The 18,057-nt window shown below is 62.4% G+C and carries 12 protein-coding genes and 1 tRNA gene; 10 read left to right on the top strand and 3 right to left on the bottom strand.

All coding sequences use genetic code 11. The annotated features are described in order from the left end of the window. Positions 1–30: 30 nt before the first annotated feature. Together CI603_RS01750 and CI603_RS01745 are read right to left on the bottom strand one after the other, a co-directional pair. On the bottom strand, positions 31–1,158 hold the full coding sequence (locus CI603_RS01750; protein ID WP_121912796.1) for an ABC transporter ATP-binding protein: 1,128 nt from the start codon (positions 1,156–1,158) through the stop codon (positions 31–33). Positions 1,159–1,362: 204 nt separating this feature from the next. Further along, positions 1,363–1,761, bottom strand: a complete 399-nt coding sequence (locus tag CI603_RS01745) for a carboxymuconolactone decarboxylase family protein (RefSeq protein WP_121912795.1) — start codon at positions 1,759–1,761, stop codon at positions 1,363–1,365. Between the two features lie 154 nt (positions 1,762–1,915). On the opposite strand from CI603_RS01745, the gene CI603_RS01740 reads away from it, so the two are divergent. The 7 genes from CI603_RS01740 (at position 1,916) to CI603_RS01710 (ending at position 9,354) form a co-directional block, all read left to right on the top strand. Beyond that, the gene (locus CI603_RS01740; protein WP_121912794.1) at positions 1,916–3,907 is read left to right on the top strand and encodes a serine/threonine-protein kinase; all 1,992 of its coding nucleotides are present in this window, start codon (positions 1,916–1,918) and stop codon (positions 3,905–3,907) included. A 61-nt stretch (positions 3,908–3,968) separates the two neighbouring features. Next, complete coding sequence (locus CI603_RS01735) at positions 3,969–4,892, top strand: thioredoxin domain-containing protein (RefSeq protein ID WP_121912793.1); 924 nt, start codon at positions 3,969–3,971, stop codon at positions 4,890–4,892. Between the two features lie 110 nt (positions 4,893–5,002). Continuing rightward, a tRNA-Thr gene (locus CI603_RS01730) sits at positions 5,003–5,076 on the top strand. Positions 5,077–5,478: 402 nt separating this feature from the next. Beyond that, the gene (locus tag CI603_RS01725) at positions 5,479–6,900 is read left to right on the top strand and encodes a G5 domain-containing protein (protein ID WP_121912792.1); all 1,422 of its coding nucleotides are present in this window, start codon (positions 5,479–5,481) and stop codon (positions 6,898–6,900) included. Between the two features lie 33 nt (positions 6,901–6,933). Continuing rightward, positions 6,934–7,815 carry a 16S rRNA (adenine(1518)-N(6)/adenine(1519)-N(6))-dimethyltransferase RsmA gene (gene rsmA, locus CI603_RS01720; protein WP_121912791.1) on the top strand — a complete coding sequence of 294 codons (882 nt, stop codon included), beginning with the start codon at positions 6,934–6,936 and terminating at the stop codon, positions 7,813–7,815. Then, positions 7,812–8,732 (top strand): 4-(cytidine 5'-diphospho)-2-C-methyl-D-erythritol kinase, encoded by a 921-nt coding sequence (locus tag CI603_RS01715; RefSeq protein ID WP_121912790.1) that lies wholly within the window; start codon positions 7,812–7,814, stop codon positions 8,730–8,732. Before rsmA ends, CI603_RS01715 begins: the two co-directional genes overlap by 4 nt. A 10-nt stretch (positions 8,733–8,742) precedes the next feature. Then, complete coding sequence (locus CI603_RS01710) at positions 8,743–9,354, top strand: LytR C-terminal domain-containing protein (protein WP_046323561.1); 612 nt, start codon at positions 8,743–8,745, stop codon at positions 9,352–9,354. Positions 9,355–9,461: 107 nt separating this feature from the next. On the opposite strand, the gene CI603_RS01705 is transcribed toward CI603_RS01710, so the two are convergent. After that, positions 9,462–10,886: a CCA tRNA nucleotidyltransferase gene (locus CI603_RS01705; protein ID WP_121912788.1), complete on the bottom strand. Its 1,425-nt coding sequence runs from the start codon at positions 10,884–10,886 to the stop codon at positions 9,462–9,464. A gap of 108 nt (positions 10,887–10,994) precedes the next feature. Here CI603_RS01705 and CI603_RS01700 point away from each other — a divergent pair, with 108 nt between their 5' ends. From CI603_RS01700 to CI603_RS01690, 3 genes are read left to right on the top strand one after another with little or no spacing between them, the layout of a single operon-like run. Beyond that, positions 10,995–11,636, top strand: a complete 642-nt coding sequence (locus tag CI603_RS01700; protein ID WP_395947961.1) for an NUDIX hydrolase — start codon at positions 10,995–10,997, stop codon at positions 11,634–11,636. Continuing rightward, the gene (locus CI603_RS01695) at positions 11,633–13,828 is read left to right on the top strand and encodes a DUF6049 family protein (protein WP_121912786.1); all 2,196 of its coding nucleotides are present in this window, start codon (positions 11,633–11,635) and stop codon (positions 13,826–13,828) included. The genes CI603_RS01700 and CI603_RS01695 overlap by 4 nt, the downstream gene beginning before the upstream one ends. Beyond that, positions 13,825–18,030, top strand: coding sequence for a murein biosynthesis integral membrane protein MurJ (locus CI603_RS01690; protein ID WP_121912785.1), 4,206 nt, complete (start codon positions 13,825–13,827; stop codon positions 18,028–18,030). Before CI603_RS01695 ends, CI603_RS01690 begins: the two co-directional genes overlap by 4 nt. Positions 18,031–18,057 lie beyond the last annotated feature (27 nt).

The raw sequence follows: 18,057 nt of genomic DNA, 5'->3' as shown, positions 1-18,057 counted from the left end.
CGTGGCCGAACCACAGGGTCACAGAAAGGCTCAGTTCAGCCGCAGCTCACTGGCCGGGGAGAAGAGGTGCATCTTTTCAGGATCGATGTGGATCTTGACCACGTCGCCCACCTTGGGCAGGTCGCGCGGGTTGACGCGGATGGTGGTCAGCTTGTTCTGGTCGGACATGACGATGGCCTGCTCAGCCATGCTGTTGTCGGTCAGAATGTTGCCGTAGATGTAACCGTCGGAGCCCAGATCCTCCACGTTGGCCACCTTCAAGGAGAAGGCATCCGGATCGGAGGGGCTGGCCAGACCGGCATTCTCGGGACGGAAGCCCACGACGATCTTGCCCTGGTCCTCAGGGGTCAGCTTGTCGACGGCCTCGCGCGGCAGGCTGATGGTGTCCTCGCCGATCTTGGCCTGGCCGTTGACCACGGGATGGATGTTGATGTTCATGGAGGGCGAACCGATGAAGCCAGCCACGAAGACGTTCTCAGGCCGATCATAGAGCTCGGTAGGCGCACCCACCTGCTGCAGGACGCCCAACTTGATGACAGCGATCCTGTCGCCCATGGTCAGAGCCTCGGTCTGATCGTGGGTCACATACAGGGTGGTGACGTTGAGCTGACGCTGCAGAGCAGCGATCTGGGTACGGGTCTGGACACGCAGCTTGGCGTCCAGGTTGGACAGAGGCTCATCCATCAGGAAGACCTTGGGCTGACGCACAATAGCGCGGCCCATGGCCACACGCTGACGCTGACCACCTGACAGAGCCTTGGGCTTGCGGTCCAGGTACTCGGTCAGATCCAGCACCTCGGCGGCCTTCTCCACCCGCTGGCGAATCTGATCCTTGGGGGTGCCAGCGATCTTCAGGGCGAAGCCCATGTTGTCGGCCACGGTCATGTGGGGGTAAAGGGCGTAGTTCTGGAAGACCATGGCGATGTCGCGGTCCTTGGGCTGCATGGTCGTCACGTCCTTGTCACCAATCATGATGCGCCCCTTGTTGACCTCTTCCAGGCCGGCCAGCATGCGCAGGGTGGTGGACTTTCCGCAGCCGGAAGGCCCTACCAGAACAAGGAATTCACCGTCTTTGATGTCCAGACTAAGGTCACTGACCGAGGGCTCATCGTTGCCCGGGTAGATACGAGTGACGTGGTCGAATACCACTTCTGCCATTGTTCATCCTTTCATCGGCAGGTACGTGCCGAACGATCCGTAGTGAAGGGTTGATTTTCACTGTGGTTTCCGTCCCGGGGTCAACACCGACATCGGCATGGCCATGCGACGGTTTTCTATTTTGTGGTTAAGAGAAACTCTCCCTTGAGCCAGTGTCCACTATACACCAAGGCCTGAATTCGACGTGCAAACCCTTGCCGAGACTCAATCCTTGGGCTTGTCGGAATCCTCAGAGCCGCGCTCGAAGACCGTCCTGGCCACGTTGATCGCGTTGATGACCCTGGGGAATCCCACGTAGGGAGCACATTGGAGTATGGCTTCGACCACGGCCGCCTTGCTCAGCCCCACATTCAGGGCTCCCTGTATGTGAACAGTCAGCTGTGGAGCCGTGTCGCCCTGCGTCACCAGACTGCCTATGGTGACCAGCTCACGCTGCTGAAGATCGAGTCCTTTCCTGGTGTATATGTCGCCAAAAGCAAATTCGACAATCCAACGGCCAAGGTCCGGCGCTATATCCTGAAGGGAGTCGATGACAGCCTGTCCTCCCTTGCCGTCAATAGCGGCCAAGGCCTGGGATCCCTTTTCAAAGCGCGAAGCTTCCATGGAAGCCCCTTCTTTCTGTTGTTTTGTATATTCCCCCGCCGAGAATATTGTATCAATGCCTGTTTACGCATTAAGCCGCTGACGGCCTTGGAAGCGGCGAAACGGTAGGGACCATAATCAGGTGCTTTTCAACCAGTCGGGGCACAATGGAGATATGAGCGATCTTGAGGGTTTGGACCTGAGGCCGGGACGGCTGGTAGGGGGCTACACCCTGATCGAGCCCCTGGGCGGTGGTGCCATGGGGTCCGTCTGGCGCGCACGTGATGGCGGGGGCCAGGACTACGCCATGAAGATCCTGCGGGAATCCCTGGAGGAGGATCAAGTCTCGTCAGACAGCCCTGAAGAACGCGACCGCGCCTCGGCCCGCGAGCGCCTGCGGCGCGAGGCTCTGGCCCTGCAACGGATTCGCCATCCAGGCGTCTGCCGGATCGTGGATATGGAACTTGATGATGCCCTGGCCTTTATCGTGACCGAACTGATCGAGGGGCGCAACCTTCGCGACGACGTGGCCGTCAACGGCCCCTATCAGGGTGACGATCTGGAGCGGCTGGCACGGAAGCTGACCGATGCCGTCGCAGCCGTCCACCAAGCGGGCATCGTCCACCGGGACATCAAGCCCACCAATGTCATGATCTCGGTCTCGGGGCCGGTGCTTGTGGACTTCGGCATCGCTATGGGCCAGGGGCAAAGCCATGTGACCCGAACCGGGCTGGTCATGGGGACCCCTGGCTTCATCGCCCCGGAGATCATTGACGGAGCCGAGGCCGACCAAGAAACCGATTGGTGGAGCACGGCAGCCGTTCTGGCCTATGCAGCCACCGGACGAGCGGTCTTCGGCGACAAACCCATGATGGCGGTTCTGGAGCGGGAGGCTTCGGGCAATGCTGACCTTTCCGGGCTGCCCATCGGCACCATGAGAGCCCTGCGCTCGGCCCTCTCCCCCGACAGGGGTGCACGTTGCACGCCCGAGGAACTTCTGGAGGCCATCGGTCGGGACGCCATGGATCCGCAGGCCTGGCAAGGAGAGCAAGACGACCAGGAATCCAGCAAAGACAATCAGGAGGCGATGCGCCCTTTTGGCGGCGGCTCTTCGGAGGCTGAGGGGCAGGCCGACTCGCCCACCATGGTCGTTGAACCGGCCACCATGCCAATGCCGCCAATCGCGCAGGCTGATCCGGACAGTCCGCGGACGGCCTGGTCACAACCTCCGACTGAGGAAGAAGCCGATGAACAGACGACCCTCCTACCCGACACGGAACAGCCCACCAGCCTGTTGAATCCCCTTCCCACAGCCGAGGAGCAGACACAGGCATGGCAGGACCAACAACCCTTAGCCGACCGACAAGATCTTCAAGCCACCACCGTTCAGGATCCGCTACCGCCAGCACAGCCCCTGCCCAGCGGATACCGCAATGAGGCGAATGCCCACTGGCTGGGAGACCAGCCTCCAGCTCAGATGCGGCGCCTGCGCTACCTGAAGGCGGGAACCCCCTGCCTGGTCATGCTGGGAATCCTCCCCGCCCTGCTGACAGCTCTGGCCCCGGTCTCGGCACTGGTCGCCGCCGGAATCCTCCTCTGGGCCCTGAGCACCGCAGGATGGAGCATAAAGGCCCAAATAGAACGGGAGCTGCGCCGCGAGGGCCCTCGGCGGGGCACCGACCGTCTGTTGAACGCGGCCGCCCTTCCCTGGCACTTGCTCAGGGGCCTGGCGGCCGCCCTGCTCCGCCTGCTGGGCATAATCCTTGTCCAAGCCTTGGCCGCGCTGCCGCTGACCTGGATAGGCGCCCTCACCACCGTTCATACAAGTCTGACCTTGGGCGGGCACCTGCTGATCTTCCCCCTGCCAGCGGCCAGGCCACTGTCCGCCGGCGGACTGGCCATGGCCCTGGCGACGCTGGCCGGCTGGCTGTTGACAACCCTGCCCACGCAAGACGGCTCAGCCCCCAAGGCCAGCAGTGGCAACATGGTCCTGCGTCTGGCGGCGGGCCGCATCCCCATGGGCCGCCAGAATCCCGATGCGCCGGGTAGCCCCCGTCGCAGATGGATTCTGCTCCTGGTCTGGTTGCTGATCATTGCCGTTCTCCTGGCCGGGCTGATTACCCAGCCCTCCATGGATTGGGCACCCATTCGCCTCCTGCGCGCCTAAGGTGGCGCTTCACCCCCGGCGGCTACACTATGCTCAGTATGCCAAGGAAAGGATCCAGGTCATGTCCAAGGGCAAGCAGAACCATCAGGCCGCGCTCAAGGCCCAGGAAGAAGCTCGGCGGCTCCAGGAGGCCAAGGAACGCCGCCAGCAGACCATGATCGGCATCATTGTCACCGTGGTGCTCATCGCACTGATCGCTCTGGGCGGATTCTTCTACTGGCGCAGCCATCGCCCGGTCAAAACCCAGGACCTGGAACAGGCCCGGCAAGCCGTCGCCCGGGTCAAGGAGAAACCCTCGGCCGCCAATGACCAGGGTGGCTTCCTGATCAGCTCCCGGGGGCTGGGCAAGCCAGTGGCCAAAGCGCCGACCGTGGAGATATACATGGACTTCATGTGCCCAGGATGCGGCGCCCTGCATCGCGGGCTGGACTCCACCTTGACCGGTCTTGTGGATGGCGGGCAGATCAACTTGGTCATCTACCCCATGAGCTTCATGGACCGGCTCTCCACGGACAACTACTCGACCAGGACGGGCACGGCCACCATCTATGTGGCCCAGCACGATCCGGACCACCTGCTGCCCTTCATAGCCAATCTCTACGCCAAGGACTTCCAGCCGGACGAATCCAACTACCAACCGATCAGCAACGACAAGATCCGCCAGCAGGCCATCAAGGCCGGGGTTGATCCCAAGGTTGCCGACCAGGCACTCAAGGGCCACTACCGGGACTGGATCAAGGCCATGGACGCCTATACCCCCATGCGTAAGGAGCTCTGGAATCCCTCCGGGTCCAACAAGGGACAGATGACCACGCCCACGGTCCGCATCAACGGCAATTACTGGGATCTGGGCAACCTGTCCCGGGCCGGCTTGGACTACCGCGCAGGCCTGCTCAAGGCTCTGGGCCTGGATCAGTCCAAGGTGGGCGTCAAGGGAGCCATGCCCGCAATCGGCGCCTCCGGCCATCCGCGCTCACTGGACTGAACTGGATACGTCGAGAGAAATTTCGCGCCCAGCGTCCCCTTGGGGGCATGGTGATGGTACGATATCATTTCGTACCGCGGCCCGGAATGCTGTAATGGACCACCGGGACCGCCTCCTTAGCTCAGTTGGCCAGAGCAGCCGCCTTGTAAGCGGCAGGTCGTCAGTTCGACTCTGACAGGAGGCTCTACGCCAAGAACGAACTATTAAATCCAACTATTCATTTTTCTTCTTGGCAGGCTACAATAATGGACATTGCCTGGATAACTACAAATACTTCCCTCGAGTAAGTCATTTCGGAGGCTCGTCCTCCGAAGTACGAACGGAGCATTTCCCCAACCATCTCCGTTCGTATTCGAGGACGGGATCATTCCCCTTCATTCCCGTCCTCTTGACGTTGACCCGCCGACCAGGACCCGGGTCTTGAAAAAGCCGACTGACCGATGAAGGCCAAGTCGGCTTTTTTATTGCCGTCCGTCTACTACAAATGTGGATATTTGCCCGACCTTGCGAATTGTGCGGCCTTACTCCATGCCCGCACCGCTAGAATTGCGGGGTACAGATAAGGCAGGAACGGGGAGGCGAGCACATGGCCAGACGCTGGACACCGCGGCGTTTTGTCGTGCTCAGAAGGATCCGCGTGGCCTCTTGCGCCCTTCTGGTCGTTCTGGCCATGATTCTGACCTTCGGCATTACTGCACGCAAGAGCGTGGCGTTGAGCGTCAACGGACAGACCAGAATGGTGACCACCTATGCCTACAGCGTGGACGGTCTGCTACGCCAGCAGGGGGTCAAGGTCAAGACCCACGATCTGGTCGATTCCACCTCGGGAGGCCAGCTGCGCAACCATGCGGCGGTCACTGTGCGCTCCGCCTATCAGACCACCATCGTCATTCAGGGGCAGCGGGTGCCCTTCTGGACCACGGCAACAAGCATGGACCAGCTGCTGGGATTCTTTGAGGAGAACCGCAAGCAGGCCATGAAGGTCACCGTGGATGTGGGCAACGTCTACAACCAGCTGACCGGCGGTCTGGTCATCAATCAGGCCGGGCCGGTCACGGTCGTGGCTGATGGGAAGACCTCGGTGGCCCCGAACGGCAAGCTTCCAGCCGCCTCCATCCTGGACTCCAAGGGTATCGTGCTGGGCAAAGAGGATCGGGTCAGCGTGGAGCATGACCAAGGCACCACTGTGCTGCGTGTCCAACGGGTCACCCACGGAAACACTCAAAGAACGGTTCCCCTCCCCTTCGCCACGAGGACCGTGGTCGATCCGAGCCTGGCGCCCGGTCAGACCCAGGTGCGGCAGGCGGGCGTAGCCGGTCAACGCCTGCAGACCATCCAGGTCACCTACGTGGATGGACAGGCCGAATCGGAGCAGGTGGTCAAGGAGGAGACCGTAGCCATGCCAGTGGATCAGGTGGTGGCCGTCGGTCCCGACAAGCCACAGGAGGGCCAGAACAGCGGGCAGCAGTCCAAGGGCAACGCAGGCAAGGACTCCCAACAGACGCAGAAGACCCCCTCTCCGAGCCCCTCGCCCAGCCAGGATTCGCAGTCGTCATCAACACCGGCCCCTACGCCGACACAGACCAAGCCGCCACAGACCACGCAGCCGACACAGCCGAGCACACCAACTCAGCCTAAGCCCGAGGACAAACCAGCCCCGTCCCCAGCGCCAAGCCCATCTCCTAGCGGTCTTTGGCACGCAGAACCTGAAGTAGCCCAGGCCTATGCCGGCGGTGCTGCCGCCCAGCGCGGATGGACAGGTTCGGAGTTCACGGCTCTAGTGGAACTGTGGAACAGGGAATCAGGATGGCTCTGGTATGCCGAAAATAAAAACTCAGGCGCCTACGGTATTCCCCAGGCTTACCCCGGCTCTAAGATGGCGCTATTTGGAGCCAACTGGCATGACGATGCCGCTGTCCAGATCGATTGGGGCCTCTACTACATTGCGCAGCAGTACGGGAATCCTAGTACGGCCCTGGAATATCAAAAACGGCATAATTCGTACTAATCCCCAACCACACCCGCCGAGCAACGAACCGACATGAACACTAAACCCGAAAGCGACCGCCTCCTGGGTGCCGCCGACATCCGACGCATCGCCGACCAGATCGATATCCACCCCACCAAGCGATTGGGGCAGAACTTCGTCATCGATCCAGGAACTGTCCGCAGAATCGTGCGTTTGGCGAGAGTGGAGTCCGACCAATCCGTTCTGGAGGTGGGTCCTGGTCTGGGATCCCTGACTCTTGGGCTGCTGGAGGCTGGCTGCCTGGTGACCGCCGACGAGATCGATCCCGTCCTGGCCCAGCAGCTTCCGCAAACCGTCCGCGAGCGCATGCCGGAGAGCCTGGACCGGCTGACCGTGATCAACCGTGATGCCCTGACCTTGACCCCTCAGCTGGCAGGCGACGCGGGCACGGCCACCGACCTGGCCATGGTGGCCAACCTGCCATATAACGTTGCCACTCCGATCATTCTGACCCTCCTGGTCCGGTTCGCCAATCTGAGCCGGTTTTTAGTCATGGTCCAGAAGGAGGTGGCGGATCGGCTGACGGCAGCCCCGGGCTCCAAGGTCTACGGCGCTCCCAGTCTGAAGCTGGCCTGGTACGGGCATGCCGCCCAAGCGGGCAGAATCGGGCGCCATGTCTTCTGGCCAGCCCCCAACGTGGACTCGGCCCTGGTTTCCTTCACCCGGGACAAGGATGGACGCGGGCGCGGGGACGAGGGGACGAGGACCGAGGTCTTCGCCCTGATCGATGCCGCCTTTGGACAGCGCCGCAAAACCCTGCACGCCGCCCTGAAGGGTCTGGTGACCACCGAAGCCTTCCAGGCAGCAGGCATTGACCCTGCACGTCGGGGGGAAACCATGACCATCGAGGAGTTCGTCGCCCTGGAGCAAGCCCGCCGCGAGGTGACCGCGTGAGCCCGGCAGCCGGACGGGACGGCGTGTGCCTCTGCTGTCCCGCCAAAATCAATCTGAGACTTCGCGTTGGTCCTACCCGAACCGACCTTGGAGGACGACACCGCCTGGACACCATATACAGCGCCGTGGGAATCTGGGACCGGGTGGAACTGCGCCCGACAGAACCTGGCAGCGGCTTCCGCCTGAGCTTGGAGGGTGAGCACCTTGGCGACCTGAACCGCCGGGATGCCGATCCACACGCCAACCTAGCCGTCAAAGCCCTCCTGGCCATGGCCCAAGCCACCGGGCACGAGCCTGATGTGGCCATCCACATCGTCAAACGGATACCGGTGGGCGCCGGCCTGGCCGGCGGATCAGCGGATGCTGCCGGAACCATGCTGGGCCTGAACCGGCTTTGGAATCTAGGGATGGCTGCCGCCGACCTGGATCGAATCGCTGCCAGTCTGGGCGCGGATCTGCCCTTCTGCCTGCATGGAGGGCTCAGCAGAGGCACAGGTTTCGGCCAGATTCTGGAACCCCTGGATCCTGATGGCCCGCAGGCCCAGCGGCTGTCCCGAGCTGGGCTGACCGGACACCTCCTGATCGGGGCCTACGAGAGCCAACTGAGCACAGCCCAGGTCTACAAGGCCTTCGATCTGATCGGACCCGGCTCCCACGATCTGAACGACCTGCAGGAGACCGCCTGCACTCTGCACCCGCGCTCACGCCAAGCTCTGGACCTTGCCCGACGGGCAGGCATCGGGCCGGCTTTCGTCTCTGGATCAGGCCCCTCGGTTGTGGTCATGGCCCCTCGGCCCGAGCAGGCAATCGCACTGATAAGGCTCTGGCGGGAGCAAAATGCCGTGGACAGGATCATCGAGGCTGACTCGCCAGTCCTGCCCAGGATGGTCCCACTGCGAGTCACCCATAGACAGTAGAGTAGGCAACATGACGAATCCCGAACCACTGGACGAACGCGAGGCCCGCAGGCAGTTCGTACGACGGCGGCAGAAGATGGTCTTCACCATAGTCGTCAGCGCCCTAGTGGCCATCCTGGTCATATGCAGTCTGATCATCTTCGGGTCCATCGGGCATAACGCCAAACACACCAGCATCGCCAAGCCCAACTATGGGGTCGCCGTGCCCTGCCCGCCTGACAAGTCCAAGCTGGTCAACCACCCCGACATCCGCGTGCGGGTGCTCAACGGAACCAACAAGTCCGGTCTGGCCACTGCCCTGGCCTCGGCCCTGCGCAATCGGGGATTCAACATGCAGGATGTGGCGGACTATCCAGGCAAGACCGAGACTGCACGCACCGAGATACGCTTCGGGGCCTCGGCCATTGACCGTGGCTACACAGTGGGATCCCAATTCAACGATGCCGTGCTGATCATGGACGACCGCGGCGACGATCTGATCGACGTGGTCGTCGGGGCCACCTTTAACGATCTGAACGACGAGGACAGCACCTCTGTCGTGGGCCGTAAGATCGAAGCCATCAAGGGCTGCCAGGCCGATCCCTCCTCCATGAAGAACCTGCCCAAGGCTCCCAAGGCCTGACGCTGGCGATCCGGCTTACTGCCGGATTCAACACAACGACACCACAATCCTCGCCGCCAATGTTCGCAGCTTTCTGACCAGGAGTTCCGGGGAAGGGTTGACCTGGGTCAGGCTTGGTCGGCGCCTTCTCTTTGCCACCAGTCCCGTAGCTCCTGCTCGGCTGTCTGCCGGTCGACAGGGCCCTGATCCAGGCGGTAGTCCAGCATGTGCCGGTAAGCACGTCCCACCTGCGGTCCGGGCTTGAGGCCCAGAATCTGCATGATCTGTCGTCCATCCAAGTCGGGCCGGATGGCATCCAGATCCTCCTGCTGGCGCAATTGAGCCACCCTGTCCTCCAGCTCGTCCATGGCTGAGGAGAAGACCTGGGCCTTGCGCTTGTTTCGGGTGGTGGCATCGGCCCTGGTCAGGCGATTGAGCCGCTCATAAAGCGGACCGGTCTCCCGGGCATAACGGCGGACGGCCGCATCGGTCCACCGCTCGTCCACATAGCCATGGAAGCGCAGGTGCATGGAGATCAGGTCGCAGACGTCGGCGATCAGGTGGTGGTCGAAGCGCAGGGCTTTCAGGCGCTTACGGGCCAACCGGGCTCCGACAGCATCATGATGATGAAAACTGACCTTGCCACCGGGCTCAAAGCGTCTGGTGGCGGGCTTGCCGATGTCGTGCAGCAGGGCAGCCAGGCGCAGGGTCAGATCCGGGGCGGGCACAGGTCCGTCAGGTCCGGTCTCCAGGGCGATGGCCCGGTCCACCACCATCAGGGTGTGCTCGAAGACGTCCTTGTGCCGGTGATGCTCGTCTATCTCCAGCTGCAGAGCCGGCACCTCGGGCAGAACGATGTCAGCCAAGCCGGACTGCACCAGGGCCTCGATGCCCTGGACGGGGTGTTCGGCCAGCATGAGCTTGGTCAGCTCATCGCGAATCCGCTCGGCCGAGACGATGCTGATTCGATCGGTCATGCGGGTGATGGCCTCTGCGGTCTCCGGAGCGATGGTGAATCCCAGCTGGGCTACGAACCGCACGGCCCGCATCATCCGCAAGGGATCGTCGTCGAAAGACTGGCGGGGATCCACCGGGGTCCGCAGCACCTGCTTGGCCAGGTCGTTAGCCCCCCGGTAGGGGTCCACGAAGATCAGGTCGGGCACCCGCAGGGCCATGGCATTGACGGTGAAGTCACGCCGTGAAAGATCGCCCTCGAGACTGTCCCCATAGTCCACCTCGGGCTTGCGGGAGTCGGGATCGTAGGTGTCTCGCCGGTAGGTGGTCACCTCCACCTTGACCTCGGTGCCGTCAGGACGCCGCCGAAGCGCACCCAAGGTGCCGAATTTACGACCCATATCCCAGAAGCCCGACCCCCAATGGCGCAGGATGGGCTCGAACTGCTCGGGTCGGGCCGAGGTGCAAAAGTCCAGGTCGTGGGAGGGCCGACGCAGGAGCAGATCGCGTACAGGACCCCCTACCAACGCCAGTTCATATCCCTGCTCGGCGAAGAGGCGCCCGAGCTCGATGGCCTCCGGCCAGACTTGGAAATCCACGCTCACCCTTTCCTACGGAGTTGATGCGCCTACTAGCATACCGTTACCCCACCTGCACATTACCTTACGTAGAGTTGGAGTATGATTACGCCCGCAGACATGGCGCGCATGCTTGCACATAGCGCCAACCCTGCGGACACCCATGCCCGCGGCCAGCAGAGGCGGGACCATCTTGTGGAAACCGTAAGCGAACGTCTGGATCCGCAGGTCCGCGAGCACATACAGGCAGAGGATGACGCTCCCACGCCTGCCCTCATGCCCCGACATAAGCAGGCATCAGGACCTTCGACCTTTGCCTCCCTGGATGCCCAGGAACTGCCCGTGGTGCGCGAGTATTCGGCGGGTGGACTGATCTTCGACCGGCATGACCGGGTGGCCATCATCGCCCGGCACTCCCGCTCGGGCCACCTGGAATGGTGCCTGCCCAAGGGCCATATCGAGAAGGGGGAAACACCCGAGCAGACGGCGGTGCGCGAGGTTCATGAGGAGACTGGGATACTGGGCCGAGTGACCGATTCCATCGCCACCATCGACTACTGGTTCACCGGAACTAACCAGCGGGTCCACAAGTTGGTCCATCATTTCGTCCTGCGAATGATCGGCGGCTCCCTGAGCGTGGAAGGCGACCCCGATCATGAGGCCGAGGATGCCATCTGGGTGGACTTCTCCGACCTGACCTCGGTGCTCAGTTACCCCAATGAGCGTAAAATAGCCTGGCTCTACGCGAGGAAGTACAAAAAACAGCCATGATCCAGACCCCCCTGCGCCCGAGCGGGCGCACCAGCCAGCACACTCATGCCTTCAATCGGTGGACCCGGTGGGCTCGAATCCTGCTAACGATCGTCCTTCTACTGACCCTGGTGATGGCTCCTTGGCATCCGACACCAGCCTTGGCTGCCACCAATCATCAGAGCTCTGCCGAGGTGGCCCTGCGCTGGTCGACGCCAGTGGTGACCGACAAGTCCGGCTACACTCTGCGCGCCGCGGTGACCAACACCGCCAACCAACCCATGGAGAATGCCCATCTGAGCGTATCCACAAACGCCCTTTACTCCTTTAGCTCCCGGGCCGATATGCAGGCCTGGTCCGAAGGCCACGCTCGCATCCCCACACCGGACGTGCTGGGTACGCAGACCGTACCGACAATCCCGGCAGGGCAGAGCGTCGAGGTTGCAGTCAACGTGCCGGCTGATCAAGATGCAATCAAGAAGATGACCAGCTGGGGGCCCAAACCTGTCCGGCTCTCCCTGAGCGACGATCAGGACCAGGTCCTAGGCGATGTGTTTACCTTTCTGACCCGGACCTGGGATGGCCTGCCTACCGCAGGTACACCCGCCCTGGCCCTGACCATGGTCATGCCGCTGACCTCCTCGGATTGGAACATTGACGACAAGGCCATGACGGCGCTGATGACTCAGTCAAGTCCGGGCGACGATAAAAACCGCAGCGTGACACTGACCCGCCAGGGGGCCCGCCGACAGGGGGATCAGAGCCAGTTGCTGACCAAGCATGGGTCCCTGCAGGCCCTGGGCGATCCGGTCTATCTATCCGCCTTCGCCAATCGTCCCCAGATCCAGGGACTAATTCAGCCGGCCGACTTCGACATCACTGGGTATGCCTCCCAGAATCAGGACCGCTATGCCCAGGCTGGGGTCACCCCCGGATCCTGGAGCGCCAAGACTTCGGCCAAACTCTATGCCGACAGCGCGCCTGACACATACGCCTGGCAAGGCAGACAGGAGTGGACCATGGAGTCCATCACCGCCGCCCGCCGTGCCGGCTATCAGACGGTCATCGCCCCCCAGGGCTTCGAGGTCGATGCCGGCACCTCCGCCCACACGGGCAAGTACACCATCGAAACCAAAGCCGGAAAGGTAACCGTCCTATCGGCCCAGCGCGAGCTCAGCAACCTGGCCAGGGGCCACCCCAGCTCCACGCGTGCCACCGGGGAGCAGACCCAGGCCGGGCAGACGGCCCGCTTCATAGCCCAGAGCGCCTTCTATCAGATGGAACAGCCCTACGCCGAACGTTCCCTTCTGGTCTGTTTCGATACCGATGAAGACACCCAGCAGGCGGACCGGATCATGACCGAATTGGAGCATGCCCCATGGATCAGCCTGAAGTCCATGGACGACCTGATGCAGGCGCCCGACTTCACCGGCGGATCGTCGGGTCTGCTCAAGGCCCTGGAACTCGGCAACACCAAGGGCAGCGCCAAACATGGCGATGGCTCGACGGGCACCTTGGACTCCCTGATCGCCAGCCGGTCTGAGATCGACCGATTCGCCACCACTATCCTGGCTGACGGCAAGCAGGATTCCCAACCCACCGCCAGCGCCACGGCAGGCAAGACCGACAGCCAGGCTCTGGCCCGCCAGGATGCCGACGCCACCGCACGCCAGCCCAAGGATCCGCATCAGTGGCTGAGCCAGCTGACCGCCGCCCACGACGACCTGGCTCTGAAGTCACTAGGCGGAACCGCAGCTGCCGCTGGTTTGGCCGATCAGGCCGAGGCCATATCCCACCGACTCCTTGATGGTGTCAGCATCACGCCCAGCGAATCTCTGAACGTCGTCAGTGAGACGGCTTCCATGCCCGTGACCGTCAGCAACAGTCACCCCTACCCTGTCCACGCCCGCATCAGCGCCCGAACCGACTCCATGGAGATCGTCACCTCGCGTATGGCGGAGGTGGTCATTCCCGCCCGATCAGAAGCCCAGGTGACCTTCAAGGTCAGGGTGGCAGCAGCCGGCAGAGCCAATGTGGATATCGGTCTGCTGGACCGCCAAGGCCGACCCTTCGGCCAGGTGCGCCGGGCCCAGATCACCAGCAATCTACGGCTGAGCGACATGAGCGGCCTGATCATTATTGTCATCGCCGTGCTTCTGGGACTCCTGGGGCTCTGGCGGCAGTTCCACCGTACGAAGGACCCGGACGAATGAGTTCCGTAGGGCGCAATTCCGCCATCATGGCCACGGGCACCGCGGCCTCCCGTGTGACCGGGCAGATCCGCACCATCCTGCTGGCAGCCGCCATAGGCACCACCGGAATCGCGGCTGACGCCTACCAGACTGGCGCCATGATTCCTCAGGTCATGTTCACCCTGATCTCGGGCGGCATCTTCAACGCCGTACTGGTCCCGCAGATCGTACGCACCCTTAAGGAGCGGGACGCAGCAGACCGGCTGAACAAGCTGATCACGGTCGCCATGGTCCTCCTGGCCCTGTTGACCCTGCTGCTGATGCTGGGCACCCCGGTGCTGACCACCATCTATCTGAACTCCAAGTGGAACCCGGCCCAGCGTGCCCTAGCCAACTCCTTCACCCTCTGGTGTATGCCGCAAGTGTTCTTCTATGGGCTCTACACGGTCCTGGGTCAGATCCTGGCCGCCAAGGGCCGGTTCACTGCATACGCCTGGAGCTCGGTGGGCGCCAACGTTATCAGCTGCCTGGGCTTCCTGGTCTTCATCCTCCTGTTCGGCAACGCCCGCAATCAGCCGGTCGGCTTCTGGGACGACGGTAAGGTGGCCTTGACCGCTGGAGCCTGGACCCTGGGCGTGGCCTTCCAGGCACTGGTCCTCTTCATCCCCCTGATCATGAGCGGCTTCCGCTATCGCCCTCGCTGGGGTCTGCGTGGAATAGGCCTGCGATCCATGGGCTCGGTAGCGGCATGGAGCATGTGCGTGGTCATCGTCGACCAGCTGGCCAACGTGGTCAATGCCCGCATCAACAACGGCGCGCCCCTTGAAGGCAACCCGTTCGACATCGCTGGCAACGGCTCCTATCAGAACGCCTACACCATCTTCATCCTGCCCTATTCCCTGGTAGCCGTCTCGGTCAGCACGGCCCTCTTTCCCAAGCTGTCCAAAGCGGTTTCGGACGGTCGCATCGGGGATGCCCGCAATGATCTGAGCCAAGCCCTGCGCAACGTCGGACTGGTCATGTTCTTCTTCGCCGCAGTCCTGTTGGCAATTCCAGTGCCCATCACACGAGCCCTGCTGCCCTCGGTAAGCGTCCATGAATCTGTCCTTATCTCAGGACCGCTGATAACCCTGTCCCTGGGGCTGGTCCCCTCAAGCGCCTTCCTGCTCATTCAGCGCACCTTCTACGCCTTTGAGGATGGGCGGCATCCTTTCATCTTCGCAGCCGTCTCCAACACCATCCAGGTAGCACTGGTTCTGATATCCATACGCTTGTTCCCTCCCCGCTACTGGGCAGCGCTGGTAGGTCTGAGCCTGTCCCTGAGCAGCATCCTCAGCTTCCCTGCCCTGACTCACATGCTGCGTAGCCCCTTCCAGGGGAATCTGGACGAGCGGCGGATTCTGACCACTTACGCCAAGGCTTTCCTGGCTGCGGGATTGGCCCTGGCAGCCGCCCTGACAGTCAAGACCCCGGTGACCCACCTGGTCGGCGCCTGGATTCAGGGCCGACAGGGCCACATGAGCTGGGTGCAGGCACTCTTCATCTGCGTGGTCATCACCCTGCTGACGGCGGTCATCTATGTCGTGACCCTGGTAGCCCTGCGCACTGAGGAATTCACCCAACTCCTGATCGACCTGGCCCGTCGACTGGGCAGGGCAACCCGGCACCCCGTCCGCAGCATGGACGCTCTGCAGGGACGACCCTCCCGGCTGGCCGACCGCTCGGTCAGGGTGGTGCACTCCTCCTCCCCTGACTCCGCTCTGCCCGGCATGGACGCAGCACTGGAGAACTTTGAAGAGGCCCATGAGTCCGACGCTGATGGAGAATCCGCGATAGCCGGACCCCCACCGGCCCCTCCGACCCAGCAACCCGTTAGGATTGTACCTAGGAACAGTAAGGTCCACCACGGTGTCGCCGACTACAGGCGGCGCCCCACTTCTGATGAGAGCTCGGCAACCATGAACGCGCATATCGGAGACACCATCCTCGGCAGATATACCCTGGTCACCCTGCTCCGCCGCGCGAACGGTCTGAGCGCCTGGCGGGCCAAGGACAAGGTCCTGGACAGGGACTGCCAGCTCTTTATCGCCGGGGATTCCACCTGCATGGACCGGATCAACGTCAACGCTTCCAGCCTGGCGCTGAACAAGGACCGCCGCTTCACCCCGGTCTACCAGCTGCACACTCGTGACAAGGTCTCCCTGATCGTCACCGCTCCCGATGCCGGCATGTCCCTGAGGGACTACATGCACGGACCCGCTGGGGGAACGCTCAGTGACCGGGCCATCGGCACCATCATGGGAGAGGTCACCGAGGCCATGCGCACCCTGCATGCCGCCGGCATGGTCGACTATGCGGTCTCCACGAGCACCATCAGGCTGGCACCAGCCTCGATCACCCTGGCCGATGCACCTATATCGCCCATGCTCGAGCACCCGTCGGTCTCGACTGAGATGGGACTGACGGACGAGGAGTATGCCATACACGAGCTGGCCGGCGTGCTCTATGCCATGCTGACCAGACGGGCCAATCAGGACGGACGACAGCCTAGTCTGCAGGAGCTGCCCAAGCAGACCCCGGAAGAGTTCAAAATCATCTGCATGCGTGGGCTGGGCCTGGCTAATGAGCAGGGAGCCGTGCCGGTTCCGCTGGTCACATTGGCAGAGCTCTCGGCCCTGCTCAGCCCCTGGGTCCCGCCAGAGGAGTTGACCGACAGCGATCTGATTTGGCCTGAGATGGACGGCCGTGCCTCCATCGAAGCCGTGGCCCTGCGCCCGGTGGATCCCAAGAATGTACTCCCGCTTCCCGCGGGGCTGACCTCCTCGGCCCTGCCTGCCGCGCAGACCGTATCTCACCATGAGCCGCACTGGAAGACCAACCAACTGCTCTTTCCCGGTCGCAGCGAGATTGAAATGCTCAATCCAGAGGATACGGATACCGACCTCTTCTCGCTCTTTGACGAGCGCCAGCGGCTGCGCTCGCTGAACAGCTCCTCCCGCAAGACCGCAGCAATGGATGTGAGCGCACTCAGGGCGACGACAGCCAGACCCTCAGCCATGAATGAGGAAGAGTCCAAAGCTGTAACCGGACGGGTGCCGACCGTCAAAGGCGATCAGCGTAAACCCTCCGAGGCTCTCAGCGGCAACGGCGTGACTGCCGACAATCCCGTGGAGCGAGGCTTCTCCCAGTGGGACTTCCACAAGTCCGGCAACAGCCAAACCAAGCCAACCTCCAACCTGAGCGCCCCACAGGGCAACGTCGATTCGCGTGCGCGCCAAGCAGGAGCTGCGGCTGCCGGGCCTATTGTCGCAGGAGAATCTGCAGCCCGGAATGCACACTCCCCTTCCGCCGCTGCTTCTGACAATACCAAGGCACCCAGCCAGGCGCCCAGCCAAGCGAACCGGTCCTTTAAGAACCACGATTTCGATGAGGAGGAGCAGGAAACCACAGTTATGGAGCCGCTGCCCCCCAGCTTCACGCCTGAAATCCACTCCATGCCCGCTCCGGTGACTTACTCGGTTCTTCCCGACGATGAGCAGGATAATGATCTGGACGATGAGGCCGATATGGCTAACACCCGCCTGTTCGGCCGCTTCACGACTCGCTCAGTGGTTATTGCCATAGCGGCGGTAATCGTTGTGGTGGCCCTGGTCTGGGCCCTCTCGACCATTACCGGGTCCCGATCCAAAGTCGGCAAAAGTGAGGGCGGCTGGCCGGTCATGTCCAACGTGCCCTTCCCAGGCAAGACCAATGAGAGTGAAGAGGCAACCCCCTCCAGCAATGACAACGGCGATGACCAAGCTCAGGCCGGCACTAATACTAGGAACGACAAGGTCAGCCACGCTGACAAAAAGGCGGGCAAGGTTCCCGATCCGCCCAAGCCCAAGAACACCACGGCCTATCCGATCAGTCGCCAGCTCTTCCTCAACAAACCCGCCGGCCTGCAGGGCTATGGGTGGTATATGCATCTGACCCAGCCGGAAGAGGTCTCTCGACTGACCATCGTCGCGCCTCAGAGCGGTGGCCATGCACAGATCTACGCGAATTCCACGGCGGCTCAGCCCAACCAAGGACAGCCGCTGGCCGACTTCAGCTTCGATGCCTCGGGAACCACCCAAGTCACCCTGCGAGAACCGGTGACGACTCAGGACCTGGTCGTCTGGGTCCCCATGGATGGCATGCCAGGAAACACCCTGCGCTTCACTTCCGTTCAGGCTTTCTGAGCATGACTATGGGTCGACGGCAACAAA

Origin of the sequence: Bifidobacterium sp. wkB338 (genome assembly GCF_003688325.1) — a bacterium.
In the GTDB taxonomy this organism is placed as follows: Bacteria; Actinomycetota; Actinomycetes; order Actinomycetales; family Bifidobacteriaceae; genus Bombiscardovia; species Bombiscardovia polysaccharolytica.
This window is presented reverse-complemented; position numbering and strand designations above follow the sequence as displayed.

Excerpts from the sequence above, each read along its gene's own strand:
- CI603_RS01750 (WP_121912796.1), bottom strand. The coding sequence starts at position 1,158 with ATGGCAGAAGTGGTATTCGACCACGTCACTCGTATCTACCCGGGCAAC.
- CI603_RS01740 (WP_121912794.1), top strand. The coding sequence starts at position 1,916 with ATGAGCGATCTTGAGGGTTTGGACCTGAGGCCGGGACGGCTGGTAGGG.
- CI603_RS01695 (WP_121912786.1), top strand. The coding sequence starts at position 11,633 with ATGATCCAGACCCCCCTGCGCCCGAGCGGGCGCACCAGCCAGCACACT.
- CI603_RS01725 (WP_121912792.1), top strand. The coding sequence starts at position 5,479 with ATGGCCAGACGCTGGACACCGCGGCGTTTTGTCGTGCTCAGAAGGATC.
- CI603_RS01700 (WP_395947961.1), top strand. The coding sequence starts at position 10,995 with ATGCTTGCACATAGCGCCAACCCTGCGGACACCCATGCCCGCGGCCAG.
- CI603_RS01735 (WP_121912793.1), top strand. The coding sequence starts at position 3,969 with ATGTCCAAGGGCAAGCAGAACCATCAGGCCGCGCTCAAGGCCCAGGAA.
- CI603_RS01710 (WP_046323561.1), top strand. The coding sequence starts at position 8,743 with ATGACGAATCCCGAACCACTGGACGAACGCGAGGCCCGCAGGCAGTTC.
- rsmA (WP_121912791.1), top strand. The coding sequence starts at position 6,934 with ATGAACACTAAACCCGAAAGCGACCGCCTCCTGGGTGCCGCCGACATC.
- CI603_RS01690 (WP_121912785.1), top strand. The coding sequence starts at position 13,825 with ATGAGTTCCGTAGGGCGCAATTCCGCCATCATGGCCACGGGCACCGCG.
- CI603_RS01745 (WP_121912795.1), bottom strand. The coding sequence starts at position 1,761 with ATGGAAGCTTCGCGCTTTGAAAAGGGATCCCAGGCCTTGGCCGCTATT.